The following is a 16,287-nucleotide window of genomic DNA, read 5'->3' as shown; positions in this document are numbered from 1 at the left end:
TTAAACCTTCTTCGTTTTGCATCTTATTGCGACAGATTTTCTCCAATTTACCTTACGGATAAACTTTTGTTTCAATACGCCGTCAGCGCCTTATCAGTCAAGGCACCGCCGGAACACTGCTGTTTGAATCGACGTTTTAGACGTTTCAGTCGATTGACACACGAAAAGACGACAGCGAAATTACACGCGCAAAACTAGATAAGGGAGACAGCGGTATGCCGTATGCCATTTCGAAAGGACTCGCGCTCGCACTTGCGACCGCGCCGTTGTTTGTTGCGTGCGGTGGCGGCAACGCCGACAACCCGGGTCCGATCAACACGCCGCAATGTTCCGGCGCGAGCTGTGGCACGCAAGGCGCGCCGGCTGTCGGTGCGGGCGCCGCGCCGTTGTGTCCGGCTAACGCGGACATTGTCTCGAGTACGTATCTGGGCGGTGCGGGCAGCGGCGAGATCGTGAGCCTGAACATCGACGCCGTGAACATGAAATACACGCTGAAGTGGCTCGAGTCGCCCATTCCGCTTGTCACCGGGACCGTCAACCCAACCCGCAAGGGCACGACGATAGTCGGCGCAGTCGTGCACCCGCCGGCAGGCACGCTGCCCACGGCGGAGCAAACGCGTTGCGCGTTCGTGCTGACTCCGGGCGGCGGACAGGCATCGGATGGATCGATCTACACCACGGCGGCCGCGTTCAACCAGGCGAATCCGCCGACCATTTTTGTTGGCCAGGGCGTGGCCGGCGGCGGCATTCCGGGTGCGACCGTCCAGTACAACGGCGCGACGCTGACCGCTGACGGCGTCCACGCCATCCCCGGTTTCCCGCCACTGTTCCCGGTACCGAACCGTCACTTCGACTTCTATCCGTTCATCGGTTTTTCAACGGTGAGCACGAACGTCGCGGACCTCAAGGGCACGTATAACGCGCTGCTGTACCACTCCGTTCCGTCGAACAACTACTCGACCACGACCACGCAGGCGCAAGAATCCTTCGATACCGCCGGCAATTGCACGGTGCCCGTGCCGGCATCGAATACGTCTTGCCAGACGACGGGCGGCGCGTGGACAACCAACGCCAACGGCCCGTACTTCACCAGCGCAGTCGCGCCGCAAGTGCAGGGCAAACGCTCCTCAGCGGCGTTGACGGGCCTCGGCTTCCCGGCGTTCCCGGCGGTTGCGAACGCGAACATGGTGATCGGCAAGGTCAACGGCGTCATCGTGCCGATTGTCGTGCGCACCGGTCAGGTCTTCGTGCCATCGCCGCTCACGCCGCTGAACGCGACCGCATCACAAGTCGACGATGAATCCGGCATCGCGATGCTTGCTCCGAACACGGCGCTGGCGTCAGGTGCGTTCGATGGCGGTTACGTCGGCGCGGATTCGAACTTCAAGTACACGGCGACGCTGCTGCAAGGTCCGGTCGGCTCGTTCATCAATCCATCGACGCAGGCTTCCGAGACCGGTTTTGGCATGAGCTACGCGCAGCAGTTGCCCGGCTTGATCGGCGTGCAGGACCAGAACGGCGGCCAGGGTGCGTTGATCTCGGCGGGCGGCTTGTACGGAATTTTCATTGCCGGCAGCACGGTGAACGGCGGTCTGACTTCCACGTCCGCTAACGCCGATACCCCGGCAAGCCCGTACTTCGGCATCGGTGCGCTGCTCAGCAAATAAGCAGTACCGAGCACTCAAGACCAGGGTAGCCGGCACGCGCCGGCTACCAACGAACGAACAAATGTGGATGGAGACAGCAGTATGAAATGGAGAATTTTTGCGTTGGGTGCGATGGGTGCGTCAATCGCCAGCGTCACGCCGTTCCTTGGCGGCTGCGGCGGCGGCAGCGATGCGCCTCAGGCGCCGGTCGTCCGGCTGTGCCCGGCATCGCTTGACTACACGACCACCTTCACCGGTGGCGGCGGCAGCGGCGAACTCATCAAGCTGCAACTCGACACGACGAAACTCACGTGGCAAGTAACCTACGTGGAATCTCCAATTCCGGCAGTCACCGGCACGGTCTCCCCGACCCGCGCCGGCACGTCGCGGAACGGCACGCTGACGATGGAAACCGGCTTGCCCACGCAAAAGCTCAATCAGTGTGCGTACCAGTTGAACGGCGCGACGCTCGATCCGACGCGTCCCGCGCGCATCTTCGTGGGCGAAGGCGTAGCGGGCGGCACGATCCCGGGCAAGGAACTGCAGTTCGGCGGGATTCTGGGCCAAGGCGTTGTGCCTGACCGGGTCTTTCCGTACTACCCGTTCATCGGTTTCTCGACGATCGAGACCAATCTCGCCAACGTCGCCGGGACGTATAACCAACTCGGTTATCACGAGATTCCGTCGCAAAACTACGCGCGTATCTCCGTCGATTCGAAGATCACCATCAACGCCGACGGCACCTGGCAAGAGTGCGACAACACCGGTGTGAACGCCGGCAAGTGCCAACAAGCCGGGTCGAACTTCGCGCAATCGCCGGATGGCAGCGGCGCGTTCGTCACCAACAACTTCCTTGGGCAAGGCAACCCGACACTCGCAGCCGGTCCGCTGGGCAAGGGCTACATGATCGTGGGCAAGCTGCGTGGCCAGAACGTGCCGATCCTCGTGCGCACGGGCACGGCGAACGCCACGATCACCACGGGCATTCCGCCGTTCGCCGACGACGAATCCGGCATCTCGATGATGTCGCCGCAAACCAGCGTGGTATCGGGATCGGTGAACGGGGAATACGTCGGCGTGGATAACGCCTTCGATTACCGCACGACCGCGCTCGCCGGCACGCAGGCCACCTTGATCGATCCGTTCCAGCCGTCGCAGGTCGCGTTGTCGCGCGCGCTGAATCTGGATTACACGGAAGCGGTTCCGGGTCTGGTGACATCGACGGTGGTGGGTGCGTCGACCGGCACGACGCCGACCGGCAAGTTCATCTTCTCCGGCGGCGTGTTCGGTTACCTCGACCAGAGCGACCCGACGACACCGTATTTCACCATCGGCTCATTTGTGCAGTGACGCAGTGACCGTCTGGCAGCCCATCAAGAACGGCTGCATGCGAACAACGCCCGTCTTTACGAAGACGCGCTGCGTTCGCATGACGGCCTGTAACCGAAGAGAGATGAAATGAAAAAGCTTTTGGCTGCGGGAAAACCGTTGGCGGTAGCGGTAGCGGCATGTGCGTCGCTGTCCGCCCATGCGCAAAGTGCCGGCGATAACGTCGTGGGACTCGGCTGGTTTCACGTCATGCCGCAGGATTCGAGCGACGAGCTGACCACGCATGTGGCGCCCACGCCGATCAATACGCCGCTGCGCTTGCCGTCGCAATTCACGTCGGCGGGAACGAGTTTGTCGACGAAAAGTGCCGATACGTTCGGCCTCGTCTTCACGCACTTTTTCACCGATCACATTGCGACCACGTTTGTAGGCGGTGTACCGCCCGAGTTCGAACTCGATGGTCACGGCACGATTCAACCGCCGGGGCCGGCGGGCGCGCTGGGCAACCAGAATCTCGATCAGACCAATCCGATCGTGAAAAGCGTGCGGCAATGGAGCCCGGCGCTGATTTTCCAGTATTACTTCAATGCGCCGACTGCTGCGTTCCGGCCGTTTGCGGGGATTGGCGTGTCGTATAACTTCTTCACGAACATCAAGCTCACCAACGGTTTCACGACATCGACGCAAAATAATCTGGGCGCCGTGCTGGCCGCGGGCGCGGGCAAACCGGGACCGACATCGGTGGAGGCGAAGGCTTCATCGTCGTGGCAACCGGTGTTCAATCTTGGCGCGACGTATGCCTTCGACAAACACTGGGGTTTGATTGCTTCGCTAACCTATATTCCGTTGAAGACGACATCGTCGTTGATTATCAAGGCGGCCGATGGGAGCGAACTGGCTACAACGAAGACGCGGCTGAAAGCCGATCCGCTGATTACGTTCCTGGCGGTTTCGTACCGGTTCTGAGGGCTTTTTTCGGATAAAAAAAAGCCCGCCTAAGATGGGCGGGCTGAATCCATATCAGTGGAGACATGGAGGAGACAACCCCACTGTACCAAAACCATTGGTGCAGCGCAACATCTCCGCATCGATCCACGTTAATTTGTTGCGAACGCACAACATCAAGGCTGCGTCATCGACAGAATAAAGCCCAACTGATCGATAGAAACCGGTTTCACCAGATGAATATCGAAGCCCGCTTCCTGCGTCATCGCATGATGTTGCGGCTGGCCCCAGCCAGTCAGTGCAACCAGTAGCATCGCCGCACCCTCGGGCAATGCTCGCAAAGCACGCGCAGCAGAAAGGCCGTCCATTGGCGTCATGCCCAGATCCAGAATCACCACATCGGGCGTGAATTGCCGCGCCACATCGAGTGCCTGAACGCCGCACGACGCCTGCGCCACTTGATGGCCCAGCCCCGTCAACAAGTTCGCGAGGCAACTCAGGGCATCGTCGTCATCGTCGGCTATAAGAACACGCTTGGTCACGACCGTCCCCTCATTTGCCCGACACCGCGAGCATCAACTTTCTACCACCAACGGTCGTTGCCGTAATCTGCGTGCGCTGCCCGCGCGCACCCATATAAAAATGCTGCCGAACCGGCGAGTTCTGATCGTGTGTAGCGTCCGGCAAGCACGCGGCAATGTCCGCTGCCACGCCTTGCAAGGCATCCGCCGCCGAGCCGGCGTTCGCCCCCTTCGTCCACGTGCAGCTATACGTGCCGGCTTTCGTCGTGCACTGCGCGTCGCGGCCATAAGGCTGCGCGACAGCTTTGCCATCGTCGGGACGCAGGGAGGTGAAACCATCGGGTGCGGCCGCCACAATGCGCTTGAGGGCGTCGCAGGGATTAGGGGTGTCGTCGGCGAGAGCGATCGCTGGCGTACTCAGACAAGCCCATGCAAGGCCAGCCGATGCAGCCACGAACATGAGGCCCCGAAGAGTGCTTTTCATAATGGGCGCTGTCCCGTCTCCGCTTCATCTTTTTATAAGCTGGCCTGGAAACCGACCGGAAACCCGCTTCCCAGCTGGTTTGGTCGCCGACGAGACCTTTTGAAAAGCCTGCACCGGCGGCGTGTGTCCGTATGTGCGCCACCGAATGCTGTCCAGAATGCTGTCGAATTCGAAACGATCTCGAGCCTGAGGCAAACGGCGCGACAAGTATAAGGAACGTTCCCGACCATTGCCTCTATTTATCGTCGATACAACGCCGCTGCTTCCGGGCTTTACTTTTATCGGTGAGCAAAAATCAAACCGGATTGATCACACCTTCTTCCCCGCGCGCCGCGCTGCGACCTTTCCCAGCACGGCCAGATCCTTGTCGCCATCGCCCTGGGCAAGAACGTCGATCAGGTTGTCGCGCACCAGGCTTGCCACGGGCAGCGCCACGTTCACGGCATCGCCGGCAGCGAGCGCGAGCCGTACGTCCTTCAAGCCGAGCCGGGCCTTGAACAACGCCGGTTCATAGCGGTTGTCGGCGATCATCCGGCCATAACCCTGGTACACCGGGCCCGGGAACAGCGTGTTCGTGATCACGTCGAGGAATGCGTGCGGATCGATGCCATGCCCCGCCATCAGCGATGCGGCCTCAGCGGTTGTTTCGATCGCCGACGCCAGCATGAAGTTCGCCGCCAGCTTGAACACATTTGCGTGTTGCGGTGCAGTACCGACGCGCCATGTCTTTTGGCCGATGACATCGAAGACAGGTTGCACACGCGCGATGGCGTCATCGGCGCCCGCCGCCACGATATTCAGCTTGGCCGCCGCCGCCACGTCCGGCCGCCCGAGCACGGGTGCCGCGACGTACGCTATGCCGTGCCGCTCGTGCAGGCTCACCAACTCCTCGCAGAACGCCACCGAGATCGTGGCCATGTTCACGTGGACCAAGCCTTTCGGCGCGCGCTCGAGCAGGCCGCTGTCCAGCAACACGGTGCGTAATGCGGAGTCGTCGGCGAGCATGGAGAACACTGCGTCGCCCGCGAAGGCTTCATCCGCCGATGCAACCACGCGCGCGCCTTGTTCGGCGAGCGCTTTCGCGGCATCGGGCGAACGGTTCCAGACGCGCACCGTGTGGCCCGCCTTTAACGCGTTTAGCGCCATCGCGCCGCCCATGCTGCCGAGTCCAATAAATCCAATATCCATGTCGTTCTCCTTGCAACTTTCGTTGCGGTTGACGAATACGCTACCCCCGCGACTTCCCCGCATCTACGCGCTTCAAAGCAGCCGCGTCAAAGCGATGCGATACTCGAATCCATGACGACTGCCACGTTCCGTTTTCATCGGGAGTTGAATGAGTTCCTGGCGCGGCCGCAGCGCGAACAGGCGTTTGCGTGCGTGTGTCCGGTGGCGTCGACGACCAAGCATATGATCGAAGCACTCGGCGTGCCGCACACGGAAGTAGCGCTGATTCTACGCAACGGCCTGCCCGCCGGCTTCGATACCCTCATGGAAGACGCCGATTCTATCGATGTCTATCCGCCCGGCTTGATGCCTCGCGCGCTCGAAATCGTGCATCCGTTGCGTGCGCCGCTGCGGCTGGAAACCCTGCGTTTTATCGCCGATGCGCATCTTGGCGGCCTGGCTCAACTGCTTCGGCTTGCCGGTTTCGATACCCGCTACGACAACCATTTCCCCGACGATGAAATCGAGCAGCTTGCGCTCGCCGAACATCGCGTGGTGCTCACGCGCGATCGTGAATTACTGAAGCGCCGCTCGCTGGTCCACGGCTGCTACGTGCGCACGTTGCAACCCGATGCGCAATGGCGCGAAGTCGCGACACGGCTCGGACTTGCGCAGCATGTCCGCCCGTTCCGCCTGTGCCTGATGTGCAACGCGCCGCTGCGTAGCGCGAGCGCGGATGAGGTGAGCGACCGGGTGCCGGAAGGTGTACTTGAACGGCATGCACGGTTTGTCACATGCGATGTGTGTCGGCGGGTATTTTGGGAAGGATCGCACTGGAAGCGGATGCGGGCGCGAATCGAAGAATTGATGGAGGGCGCGACCGGCAAGCCGCCTGTTCCGGCGTCCGGCTAATCGCCCAATAAAGGCTCAAAGCTGGCTCAAGCCCGGAGGTGCGTACAATACGCGCCTCGGCCCTGTGCCTCTATAGCTTTTGGAGCTTCGCGTGAAAAAATTCGATATGGAAAAAAACAAGGCGCTCAAGCTCGCCAACGGCCTGAAGCAAAACAGCGCGTCGAGCTTCGGCCCGCAAGCTGGCCAACCCAAGCTGGACAAGCGCGAACAGCGCCGGCTGGATCAGGAAAAAGGACTCGTTCCGTTCGCCTGCAAGCTGGACAGCGATCTCGTCAGGCAATTGCAGGAACATGCCGCCAAGCATGAAGGCGGAATGTCGGAAGCGTTGTCGGAGCTGTTGGTGAAGGCTGGCCTGGAACGCAAGGCAACGGTTTAAGCCGCCCGAATCGGCGCAGTTCGGCTCAAAGCGGCGTTATAACCGCAGATTATTGTGGAGCGAAAGCGCCGCGCGGATATATTGTCTGCTGAATAAAGAGCCGTTCCGGCGTATCGCGGGACGGTTTTTTTACGCGCTTCGTCAGTCGAAGCGGCGCTCGCCAGCCTGAAAATCACCGCAAATCCTGCATGCGTAGAAGCCAAGCGCGCTCTCTAGCCGGTAAACCTCAGCATCCGCGCACGACCCTATTTCAAACGCTCCCTTCTTTCTCAATCACCAAAATTCGCGCGATACCCACCGGCTCGGCGACATGTTCATCGCCGATCTGGGCGTGAAAGATATCGCCAGCATCGAGCAGGACTTCTTCCTCCACGCCGTCTCGCCTCACACGCATTCGCACTTGACCCTGCATGACCGCGAAGACTTCCTCGCCGTCGTTGACGTGCCATTTATAGGGCGCGTCCGTCCAGTGCAAGCGGCATGAGACGCCGTTCATCGTGGCGATATCAAGTGCGCCCCACGCGCGCTCGGCAGTAAATTCACGGCTTTTAACAACTTTCATGGGTCATCCGGCAAGAGATCGAAACATCAAAACATCAGGGACAAGACCCGGATGCGACGCCGAAGGTCGCGGTGGTCAGGAGGATCGAAGAATAGTCTCTGGGGGTGCGGAAGAACAGCGTCGAGATCACGACCGTCATGAAGCTGGAGACCACGAAGTCATACCCTTCGAGCGCGTTGCCAATCACGGCCGCCACGACCGCGCGCCTGTTCGGCGTTTTGCTGCTGCCTGATCTCACCATCGCCATGTCGCCTTCGCCCGTGGGACGTTTCGGTTGCGCTGGGTTGTGTCGCGCCCGGTCTCCGATGCCTTCGCGAGCGTAAAGAGCCCTGAGATCGTTTTCAAGCGACGATAAAAAAACGCGCCCGGCCTGTCTGGCGGGGCGCGTTTCGATGATCATCGCCTACGTTGCTGGTCTGTTCCGGGCTGCTCAGGCTTTCTTGTTATAAGCGTTGCACCAGCCCTTCGATGCAACCTGCTTACCCGCGAACATCGGGCAGCCGGCAAAAGCGTCCGTGGCCTTGCCTTGATAGAACGAGCAATTGCCGCAATCCTGGCCGGCGGCGTAGCGCGGGAATTTGGCTTTATCGACGGTTGCGGCATCGAGCTTATAGCCGAGGCTTTGCGCCATTGAATCCGATTCCGCCAGTTTGACGGGGTCAGCAAATGCGGTACGCGATACCGCCAGTGCAGATGCCACGCCAATGCTCGAAATCAGGAACGTGCGTCGTGATGACTTCATGAGATGTGCTCCGTTGTATTGTAGTGGGGGTGTGCGCCGTTCTTGTCGACGACGATCTCCAAAGCATATCAACGCGAAGCACGACAAACTAAGCCAAATCTTATAGATAACCGATGACGAAAGGTCGCAGCGGACGTTGCCCTCAACCCAGCATTTTCGCGACCTTCTCCGCAATTGCCAGCGACGCCGTCAACCCGGGCGACTCAATTCCGAACAAGTTCACCAGCCCCGCCATGCCGTGCGCCGCCCGTCCCTGAATCAGGAAATCGGCCGCCGGCTGCCCCGGCCCGGAAAGTTTCGGCCGAATCCCCGCGTAAGCGGGTTGTAGTGCATCGTCGGGAAGATTCGGCCAATACGCACGAATAGCGGCGTAAAAACTCGCGGCGCGTTGCGGATCGACGGCGTAATCGATCTTCTGGATCCATTCCACGTCAGGACCGAACTTCGCCTGCCCACCCATATCGAGGGTGAGATGCACGCCGAGTCCGGCTTCATTGGGCATCGGGTAAATCAGGCGATCGAACGGCGTCCGGCCGCTGACGGTGAAGTAATTGCCCTTCGCAAAATACAGCGGCGGCACATGGCGAGAGTCAAGTCCGCGGATCGCGCGCGCGATCCGGTTCGCCGATAACCCCGCGCTGTTGACCACGCAGCCAGCCTGAAAGGCCATCGGCGCCTCGCCCCCCGTTTCCACGATAAACGCACCGTCGCGGGCATCGATATCCGTGACCGGCGTATGAAACGCCACCGTCGCGCCGTCGCGTTCCGCGTCGCCTTGCAGCGCGAGCATGAATTGATGGCTATCGATAATGCCGGTCTGCGGCGAGAAAAACGCTTCCACGCACTGGAGTTGCGGCTCCATCTCCATGGCTTCGGCGCCGCTTACGCGTACCAGGTCCGTTACCCCGTTTTCGACAGCCTTGTTCTGAATGGCCGTCAGTTGCGCCAACTGGTTGCGCGCGGTGGCAACGAGTAATTTGCCGCAGCGGTTGTACGGGACGCCATGGTCGTCGCAATACTCGTAGAGCATCGCCCGGCCGCGCACGCACAAGTCAGCCTTCAGCGAGCCGCGCGGGTAATACAGCCCGGCGTGGATCACCTCGCTATTGCGCGAACTCGTGCCTGTGCCGACCGCTTCGCCCGCCTCGAGCACGATCACCTCGCGGCCGCGCGCGGCCATCGCCCGCGCAACAGCGAGTCCAACCACGCCGGCGCCAATCACCACACATTCGATTCTGTCCATCTCACTATTCTAGGCCAGCCTGCAGGACCGCTCCGCCCGCTTTATTGCGCTTTTTGTGCGATTGGCAATACTGAGCCGCATAAGGCATCATTTTCCGAAATAATCCGGGCCAAATCAGGAAATATGGCCTTTTTGCCCGGAAAAAGTCAGTTTCATGCCATATTTTGAAGGGTTTTTGCAGATTTCTCCAAAACGCCCCGTCAAAACCCGATCGATTTCTTTCGTCCACCATTGCCTAATTCGATGTCCCGGGCCTGCACTTCATGCCGGTTATCAATACGGGCGTTGCCAAAAGCATTGAGCATGGCGCGCCGCATGGCTCGCGGGGAAGCCTGCGTCAACGCGTCGAGCGGCGCGTCGCCGAGTGTTTCCGGGAAGCGTGCGCCCCACGCATGCGCGCTACGGATCTCGTGATAAATCGACTGCGCGATACGGCGCGCGCCATCGCGATCCGGCGGCGCGATCTCGTAGACGTTCATCCGGTTCAACAACGGTTCGGGAATCGTGTTTGCCTGATTCGCCGTCGCGATCCAGACCACATTCCCGGCATTGATCGGAATTTCAGCGAATTCATCGATAAAACTCTGCGCCGTATCGTGTTCCAGCAGCGCGTATAACGCGCCGAGCGGATCGTATTGGGCGTCGCCGGTGGCTTTATCGATTTCATCGACGGTCATCACCGGATTGGCGTAACTGCCGTTCACCAGCGCGTCGAACACCTTGCCCGGCTTCGCGTTGCGCCATTGCGACGACGCGCCCGACAAGATCCAGCCCGCGGTCAGCGAACTCATCGCGAGATAATGGCTCGACGTGCCGAGCAAGCGCGCCAGCTGTTTCGCGAAATGCGTCTTACCAATACCGGGATCGCCGAGCAGCAGCATGGGCATCAATTCGAGCCTGTCCTCGGTTTCAAGGCACAGCGCGATCTGCTTGCGGATGTCGTTGAGCGGCTCCTGGAAATTGGGTAAATCCGCCACCAGATCGTCTATGGACGGCATCCGGTTCGGTTTGACGCAAAAGCGCAGATTGCCCGCTTTCAGCATCTTTTCGTACGTCGCGCGCAGCGCCTCGCTGCCCCCTTCGCTCAGGTCGTTCAACGCAGTTTCGACTTCGTCCAGGTCGTAGACCTTGCTGAACGACGCCACGGCGAGTTCTTGTTTGACTACGGCGGTGGTCATCGCGTATCCCCGGTTTTGTTGATCGGCAAATCCAGTTTATCGGCCATAAAGATGCGCGCAAGCGAGCAGTCCCGGGCGTCTGCTGCTAATCGCTTAAAAATGCGATGGCTTCGGCAGACGGGCCCAAGCGCTTGTATGATCGTCAGGTTGCGCTGCGGAAAAAGCCGCTGCGAGCGGGTGCGAAACGTGCGTCGCGGGATTGAATGAAACGCACAACGTTGCTGCTGGTTTTGCGTTTGCTCGGGCTTTTGTAAGCACCCGGCGATGAACCCGCGCACCGCACCGTTGTCAGAAACAAGCTACCCGGATCGAACGGGCCATGGCCCAGCCGCAATAAGGGATCAGGAGAAAAGCACACATGTTGAAACACCCTATGGCAGCGCTTCTGTTCTGCGCCGCAATCGCCGCGCCTTTCAGCGCCCTTGCACAAGGCACGCAGCCACAGCCGGTCAAATGGGAGCTGCAGGTTTTGCAGGATGGTCAGCAGATCGACAGCTTCACCGGCACGACCAGCGTCGGCCAAGCCCGCACCGACACCCATCATCACGTGGTAAAAAACAACGTAGGTTGCGCGGACAAACCCGCCGGCGACATCGACCTGCAGCGCACCCTCACCATTTCCCCCGTCCACGCCAACAGCGACGACATCACGTTGCAGATCGACGCGCAGGAAACCTTGCAAAGCAATGACGCGCCGGTGACCGTGGCGGGTTGCAAGCTGCCGCCCCAACCGCGTCAGGTCAGCGCCACGCACCCCGGGCTGGTATTGAAACCGGGCGAATGGTCGACGTGGCAGATCGTCGATAAAAATCCGTCGCTCACCTACAAGGTTCGTGCGACGCTGGCAACGGCTGCGCAGTAGCGCGCCGCGCGTCGGTTACTTGACGCCGCCGCGTCCCACACCGCGACGTTCATCTTTGCGGTCAACTCGCGGTTAACTTCGCGGTTAACTTATTCATCGCATGCGAAATCCAGAACATTTCACTTCCGGCATTCCCTCCGTTCGCGACACACCCGACTTCGTGGCCGTGAGCTGGAACCTGCACAAGGGCCGCTCACCGCTCGGCCTCCAGGCGTGGAGCGCGATGCAGCGCTGGGTTCAGTCAACCAAAGCCGATGCTTATTTCCTGCAGGAAGCCATGGCGCGCCGGATGCCGCAACCGGTGCTGGCAGCGAGTTTCGGCAATCCGCTCGATGCCCCGGTCGATGACATCTGGCATTGCCAGGCGACGGAAATCGCCACATCGCTCGATTTGCAGATTGCGCTCGGGCAGAACGTGTTCAAACCATCGTGGCGGCATGGCAACGCAATTCTTTCGCCGCATCCGCTGGATCTGGGTGGAAGGTGGGATATCTCGGCGCATCGGTTCGAGCGGCGTGGCTTGCTGGTCGCGCGCGCCACGTTTGCCGGGCGCTCGGTGACGTTGTTGTGCGCGCATCTCGCGTTGACGCGGGCGGCGCGGCTGCGGCAAATGAACTGGATCGCGTTGTGGATTTCGAAGGAAGCGCCTGAAGGGCCGCTCGTTTTGGCGGGCGACTTCAACGACTGGCGCAATGATTCGGTGGGGGTCTTCGGCGAACTGGGGATGAGCGAAGTGGCGACCATGCTCGGTGAATCTGGGCGGACCTATCCGGCGTTTTCACCCGCGCTCGCGCTCGACAAGATGTTTGTGCGCGGAATGAAACCGGTTGAATGGATCACACCGACGCAGGACACCGCATGGCTGTCCGATCATCTGCCGTATATGGCGAAGCTGCGGGTGGAGTGAGCCAAGGTTTACTTCGAGCCGCCTGCAAACGACGCGGCGATCACGGTTTCTATCGCGGTGAACGACACGGGTTTGACCAGATGATGATCAAAACCGGCGTCGCGAGCTGCCTTCTTGTCACTGTCCGCGCCATAACCCGTCAACGCGATCAGCAACGCTGTTTTAGTCACCGCGCGCGTGCGCATCTCCCGCGCGACTTCAAAGCCATCCATGCCCGGCAAGCCGATGTCCAGGATCACGACATCGGGCGCGAAGTCATCGACCATGGCAAGCGCGCTCGGGCCGTCGTGCATCACACGAACTTCGTGGCCTAGCGTTTCGAGCAGCATCGACATGGCTTCTGCTGCATCGACGCTGTCATCGACGAGCAAGACCCGGCGCGGTTGGGTCGATTCGCCTGGCGCGCTGTCGATCGTCGTCATGATACTTTCCTGGATTTTTGAGAATTCTGAAGGTGCTCGCGCGCCCAGTGAGACAGGCGTGCGGATAATTTCAGGATGATACCGGGAAAGTGGAATCGTTCCATTTAGCGTCAGGTTGAGCGGACTCGCCCGGCATCCAGCTGAAGCGCGCTTGCATCGTTTCTCCGGGCATTAACACCCCGCCGCCGATGTCCTCTCGCGGCGCATCGAGATTCAGGAAATCCACCGTATTCGTGACAGGTTCCACGCACAGCAGGTCCGGATGCGAGGCGGGCGCGAAGAGGACCATGTGATCGAACGGCGCGTCGGCGCAAAGCGTCACGCTACGGTGTTCATCCGGCCAGTCGATGGTCGCCGACCTCGACCAGCCCGCGAAGTTGTTGTCCAGATCGAAAGCATTAGCGGCCAAGCCTTCCGGCGACGCCAGCGCATCAATGCACGGATGCGCGCCAAGAAACGTCGGCAGGAGATCCTGAGTGGCGTGCCACATCGCGCGGACGTTCGTGTGGATCCGCGTAGCCGGCGTGCGAGGGTAATAGGGATGATGGCCCATGCCGAACGGCATAGGCTGATCGGCGAGATTGCGTATCGACATGGTCACGAACAGGCCTGAATTATCGAGTTCGAAACGCTGTGTGGCTTCGTATCGATACGGCCAGTGATGCGCCGGTTCGCTGCCGGGTTCGTGGTTCAGATGCAATTCCACCACATTCGACGACACCAAACCCACGCGCCATGGCCGCCGCCACGCGTGCCCGTGCAGCGCATGATCGAATGGGTTGCCATCGGCGGAAAGATCGACCTCGCGGCCGTCGAAAGCAAACCGCGCGTCGCGCAGACGGTTGCAGTACGGCAGCAACGGAAAGCTCGCCATGCCGAGCGGATTGCACGCGGCGAGCGCGTCGGCCGATGCAGGGCGCAGCCAGTGCAATGCTCCACTATTTTTGCCGCCATCCGGCAGATCGTAGAACGCCGCGATCGCGCCGCCGACGTGCGGCGCCAGCAACACCCGCCGATCCTCAAAGCGCAACTCGATCAGCGCAGCATCATTCAACGCGATGCGAAATGCGTCGTCAGCGGCCGGCGCGGGCTGAGTGGGCTGGGTGGATTGAGCAGCGGCGCTTTTATCCGCGCTTGCCCGTTGATCGGTGTTCAATATGCAAACCGCTGATAACTTTCATCGAAGGTCCGCGACGTCTTGTCGACTTGCGGGCTATAACGCAGCAACCGTTTCGCGCGGGCAGGCAGCGCGGCGAATACGTCGCGCGGCACTTGCACCTGCACTTCCGGCCTGAAATACCACGAACGGCTATAACCAATCACGACCATCGGACGCGGGGTATCGGTGAGATTCGGTGTCCCGCGATGCAAAGCGCGCACATCGCGGATCATCACGTCGCCGAGTTGCATGGGAACGCGTTCCGCCGGGAATCGGCCCTCCGCCAAACCGGCAAGCGCGTCCTCACGCGATATCCGATGCGTCCCGCGCGTGGTCTCCAGCGATCCGTTCTCGTCATTCACATCGATAAGCGGAAAATTCACCGCCAGCTGGAACGATGGCGTTTCCGGCACGCTATCGAACAAAGGCGGGGTGTCGCGATGCCAGTCCTGAAAGTTGGAACCGCGCACGGGGGTATCGGTGGCGAGCTGGCACATCACGGGGTCCGGTCCGGCAATTCGCTCGACGATCCCCAGTACGTCGTCGTCGCAAAAAATGGCCGGATCGGCGAACTCACATTCAAACGGCAACGTGACGTAATAGCGACCCGGCCCGCGATTGCCGCTGCCGCCCTGCTTGCGCGCCGCGGTTTCATGCGGCTGGAACAGCGGTGTGAAAGCCGCGCGCCACGCTTCAAGCGTCGCGCGCGCGAAATGTCCGGGCAGCAGCACGCAGCCGTCACGTTCGAAATCCACCGCAAGCGCATCGCGAGCGCGCTCGTCGTAGCGGGCCATCGTCGTCTCCTTAATTAATTGCGCCACGCGAGCAGGGCGCGGTCGGTACACGTGGCTTTCATTGATCCGACAGCCCCGCGTGCGCCCCGAGAATCGCATGATCGCCACGAAGTAGTCAATATTATTAGTAATAACACTTAGGCCAATCACAGTGCCGATGAAGGTAATACGGGCGATGGTTTGTGAGCGTTGTCGGTAGAAAATATTAGTGGTACCGTCGTTGGCATCCGCAGAACGTTTCAGCGCAACAACAACGCCGCCTTTTTGCGGCCTCAAACAATGAAAAAATCCACGCAACGCCGTCCGACGATGACCGACATCGCGAAGGTGACCGGCGTTTCGCAATCGACCGTCTCGCTCGTACTGAACAACGCGACCGGCGCGAAATTCTCCGATGCTACGCGCAACAAAGTACTGAAGGCGGCACAGGATCTCGGCTACCGCATGACGTCCCGCGAACCGCTGGACGCGGCGATCACGGCGAACGAGAAAAACCTGATCGTGTATCTGGCCGATGAAATTTCCACCAGCCCGCATCCGGTGGTGAACATAGACGGAGCACGCGATACAGCGTTCGCCAACGGCCGGATGCTTGCCGTTTACTCGACGCACGGCAACGCGGAGATCGAGCAGCAAGTGCTCGACGCCACGCTGACAAACCCCAACGTGCTCGGCGTGATTTACGCGACGGTCTACACGCGCAAGGTGACCTTGCCGGCGGCGCTTTCGAAGGTCCCAACGGTCTTGCTGAACTGCTACACCAGTGACTCCGAACTTTCGTCGGTGGTGCCGGCGGAAGTCACCGGAGGCCATACCGCGACGGACTATTTGCTGAACGCGGGGCATCGAAGAATTGGGTATGTGAATGGCGAACCCTGGCAAGACGCGTCGCGTGACCGGCTCAAAGGTTATCGGATGGCGCTCTCCACCGCGGACTTGCCGTTCGCCGCCGAGCTTGTCCGCGAGGGCGACTGGAGTTCCGGCTCCGGCTTCGAACACACGCTCTCACTGATGCGCCAGCCCAACCCGCCAACGGCC

General features: G+C 60.5%; 18 protein-coding genes and 1 pseudogene. 8 read left to right on the top strand and 11 right to left on the bottom strand.

Annotation, left to right across the window (positions count from 1 at the left end):
• Positions 1-215: 215 nt before the first annotated feature.
• The 3 genes from GSQ93_RS21630 to GSQ93_RS21620 all read left to right on the top strand — a co-directional run bounded on the left by GSQ93_RS21630 (position 216) and on the right by GSQ93_RS21620 (position 3,941).
• Complete coding sequence (locus GSQ93_RS21630; RefSeq protein WP_158937679.1) at positions 216-1,667, top strand: DUF2957 domain-containing protein; 1,452 nt, start codon at positions 216-218, stop codon at positions 1,665-1,667.
• A 111-nt stretch (positions 1,668-1,778) separates the two neighbouring features.
• Entirely contained in the window at positions 1,779-2,996 is a 1,218-nt protein-coding gene (locus GSQ93_RS21625; protein ID WP_254073986.1) for a DUF2957 domain-containing protein, read from the top strand.
• 108 nt (positions 2,997-3,104) lie between these two features.
• Complete coding sequence (locus GSQ93_RS21620) at positions 3,105-3,941, top strand: OmpW family protein (protein WP_158937677.1); 837 nt, start codon at positions 3,105-3,107, stop codon at positions 3,939-3,941.
• Between the two features lie 155 nt (positions 3,942-4,096).
• Here the strand turns inward: GSQ93_RS21620 and GSQ93_RS21615 are convergent, their stop codons facing one another.
• The 3 genes from GSQ93_RS21615 to GSQ93_RS21605 form a co-directional block, all read right to left on the bottom strand.
• Entirely contained in the window at positions 4,097-4,462 is a 366-nt protein-coding gene (locus GSQ93_RS21615; RefSeq protein WP_158937676.1) for a response regulator, read from the bottom strand.
• A 10-nt stretch (positions 4,463-4,472) separates the two neighbouring features.
• Positions 4,473-4,901, bottom strand: a complete 429-nt coding sequence (locus GSQ93_RS21610) for a hypothetical protein (protein WP_254073985.1) — start codon at positions 4,899-4,901, stop codon at positions 4,473-4,475.
• Between the two features lie 333 nt (positions 4,902-5,234).
• The gene (locus GSQ93_RS21605) at positions 5,235-6,113 is read right to left on the bottom strand and encodes an NAD(P)-dependent oxidoreductase (protein ID WP_158937674.1); all 879 of its coding nucleotides are present in this window, start codon (positions 6,111-6,113) and stop codon (positions 5,235-5,237) included.
• A gap of 111 nt (positions 6,114-6,224) precedes the next feature.
• On the opposite strand from GSQ93_RS21605, the gene GSQ93_RS21600 reads away from it, so the two are divergent.
• Together GSQ93_RS21600 and GSQ93_RS21595 are read left to right on the top strand one after the other, a co-directional pair.
• Positions 6,225-7,004, top strand: a complete 780-nt coding sequence (locus tag GSQ93_RS21600) for a Mut7-C RNAse domain-containing protein (protein WP_158937673.1) — start codon at positions 6,225-6,227, stop codon at positions 7,002-7,004.
• Between the two features lie 106 nt (positions 7,005-7,110).
• Positions 7,111-7,380, top strand: a complete 270-nt coding sequence (locus tag GSQ93_RS21595; RefSeq protein ID WP_158937718.1) for a hypothetical protein — start codon at positions 7,111-7,113, stop codon at positions 7,378-7,380.
• A 250-nt stretch (positions 7,381-7,630) separates the two neighbouring features.
• On the opposite strand, the gene GSQ93_RS21590 is transcribed toward GSQ93_RS21595, so the two are convergent.
• From GSQ93_RS21590 to GSQ93_RS21570, 5 genes and pseudogenes are all read right to left on the bottom strand, one after another.
• Complete coding sequence (locus GSQ93_RS21590; protein ID WP_158937672.1) at positions 7,631-7,942, bottom strand: cupin; 312 nt, start codon at positions 7,940-7,942, stop codon at positions 7,631-7,633.
• 52 nt (positions 7,943-7,994) lie between these two features.
• Positions 7,995-8,189 (bottom strand): annotated as a pseudogene (locus GSQ93_RS21585) (hypothetical protein); the annotation flags it as partial.
• A gap of 183 nt (positions 8,190-8,372) precedes the next feature.
• Complete coding sequence (locus tag GSQ93_RS21580; protein WP_158937671.1) at positions 8,373-8,684, bottom strand: high-potential iron-sulfur protein; 312 nt, start codon at positions 8,682-8,684, stop codon at positions 8,373-8,375.
• Between the two features lie 142 nt (positions 8,685-8,826).
• Entirely contained in the window at positions 8,827-9,927 is a 1,101-nt protein-coding gene (locus GSQ93_RS21575) for an NAD(P)/FAD-dependent oxidoreductase (RefSeq protein WP_158937670.1), read from the bottom strand.
• Between the two features lie 200 nt (positions 9,928-10,127).
• Positions 10,128-11,105, bottom strand: coding sequence for an AAA family ATPase (locus GSQ93_RS21570; RefSeq protein ID WP_158937669.1), 978 nt, complete (start codon positions 11,103-11,105; stop codon positions 10,128-10,130).
• 358 nt (positions 11,106-11,463) lie between these two features.
• Between GSQ93_RS21570 and GSQ93_RS21565 the strand changes: the two genes are divergently transcribed.
• The gene (locus GSQ93_RS21565) at positions 11,464-11,967 is read left to right on the top strand and encodes a hypothetical protein (protein ID WP_158937668.1); all 504 of its coding nucleotides are present in this window, start codon (positions 11,464-11,466) and stop codon (positions 11,965-11,967) included.
• A gap of 100 nt (positions 11,968-12,067) precedes the next feature.
• Complete coding sequence (locus GSQ93_RS21560; protein ID WP_158937667.1) at positions 12,068-12,874, top strand: endonuclease/exonuclease/phosphatase family protein; 807 nt, start codon at positions 12,068-12,070, stop codon at positions 12,872-12,874.
• Positions 12,875-12,882: 8 nt separating this feature from the next.
• On the opposite strand, the gene GSQ93_RS21555 is transcribed toward GSQ93_RS21560, so the two are convergent.
• From GSQ93_RS21555 to GSQ93_RS21545, 3 genes are all read right to left on the bottom strand, one after another.
• A complete protein-coding gene (locus GSQ93_RS21555; RefSeq protein ID WP_158937666.1) occupies positions 12,883-13,296 on the bottom strand; it encodes a response regulator in 414 nt (137 codons plus the stop codon).
• Positions 13,297-13,366: 70 nt separating this feature from the next.
• Positions 13,367-14,350: an aldose 1-epimerase gene (locus GSQ93_RS21550; RefSeq protein WP_158937717.1), complete on the bottom strand. Its 984-nt coding sequence runs from the start codon at positions 14,348-14,350 to the stop codon at positions 13,367-13,369.
• 98 nt (positions 14,351-14,448) lie between these two features.
• A complete protein-coding gene (locus GSQ93_RS21545; protein ID WP_158937665.1) occupies positions 14,449-15,249 on the bottom strand; it encodes a phytanoyl-CoA dioxygenase family protein in 801 nt (266 codons plus the stop codon).
• A 279-nt stretch (positions 15,250-15,528) separates the two neighbouring features.
• Here GSQ93_RS21545 and GSQ93_RS21540 point away from each other — a divergent pair.
• On the top strand, positions 15,529-16,287 hold a 759-nt coding region (locus GSQ93_RS21540), incomplete at its 3' end, for a LacI family DNA-binding transcriptional regulator (protein ID WP_254073980.1).

Origin of the sequence: Burkholderia sp. S171, from assembly GCF_009766085.1 — a bacterium.
In the GTDB taxonomy this organism is placed as follows: Bacteria; Pseudomonadota; Gammaproteobacteria; order Burkholderiales; family Burkholderiaceae; genus Caballeronia.
The sequence above is the reverse complement of the archived record's forward strand: the minus strand, read 5'-3'. Positions and strand labels throughout refer to the sequence as shown.

Coding starts and splice junctions, on each gene's coding strand:
- GSQ93_RS21630 (WP_158937679.1), top strand. CDS start 216: ATGCCGTATGCCATTTCGAAAGGACTCGCGCTCGCACTTGCGACCGCG.
- GSQ93_RS21625 (WP_254073986.1), top strand. CDS start 1,779: ATGGGTGCGTCAATCGCCAGCGTCACGCCGTTCCTTGGCGGCTGCGGC.
- GSQ93_RS21620 (WP_158937677.1), top strand. CDS start 3,105: ATGAAAAAGCTTTTGGCTGCGGGAAAACCGTTGGCGGTAGCGGTAGCG.
- GSQ93_RS21610 (WP_254073985.1), bottom strand. CDS start 4,901: ATGTTCGTGGCTGCATCGGCTGGCCTTGCATGGGCTTGTCTGAGTACG.
- GSQ93_RS21605 (WP_158937674.1), bottom strand. CDS start 6,113: ATGGATATTGGATTTATTGGACTCGGCAGCATGGGCGGCGCGATGGCG.
- GSQ93_RS21600 (WP_158937673.1), top strand. CDS start 6,225: ATGACGACTGCCACGTTCCGTTTTCATCGGGAGTTGAATGAGTTCCTG.
- GSQ93_RS21595 (WP_158937718.1), top strand. CDS start 7,111: ATGGAAAAAAACAAGGCGCTCAAGCTCGCCAACGGCCTGAAGCAAAAC.
- GSQ93_RS21590 (WP_158937672.1), bottom strand. CDS start 7,942: ATGAAAGTTGTTAAAAGCCGTGAATTTACTGCCGAGCGCGCGTGGGGC.
- GSQ93_RS21580 (WP_158937671.1), bottom strand. CDS start 8,684: ATGAAGTCATCACGACGCACGTTCCTGATTTCGAGCATTGGCGTGGCA.
- GSQ93_RS21575 (WP_158937670.1), bottom strand. CDS start 9,927: ATGGACAGAATCGAATGTGTGGTGATTGGCGCCGGCGTGGTTGGACTC.
- GSQ93_RS21570 (WP_158937669.1), bottom strand. CDS start 11,105: ATGACCACCGCCGTAGTCAAACAAGAACTCGCCGTGGCGTCGTTCAGC.
- GSQ93_RS21565 (WP_158937668.1), top strand. CDS start 11,464: ATGTTGAAACACCCTATGGCAGCGCTTCTGTTCTGCGCCGCAATCGCC.
- GSQ93_RS21560 (WP_158937667.1), top strand. CDS start 12,068: ATGCGAAATCCAGAACATTTCACTTCCGGCATTCCCTCCGTTCGCGAC.
- GSQ93_RS21555 (WP_158937666.1), bottom strand. CDS start 13,296: ATGACGACGATCGACAGCGCGCCAGGCGAATCGACCCAACCGCGCCGG.
- GSQ93_RS21545 (WP_158937665.1), bottom strand. CDS start 15,249: ATGGCCCGCTACGACGAGCGCGCTCGCGATGCGCTTGCGGTGGATTTC.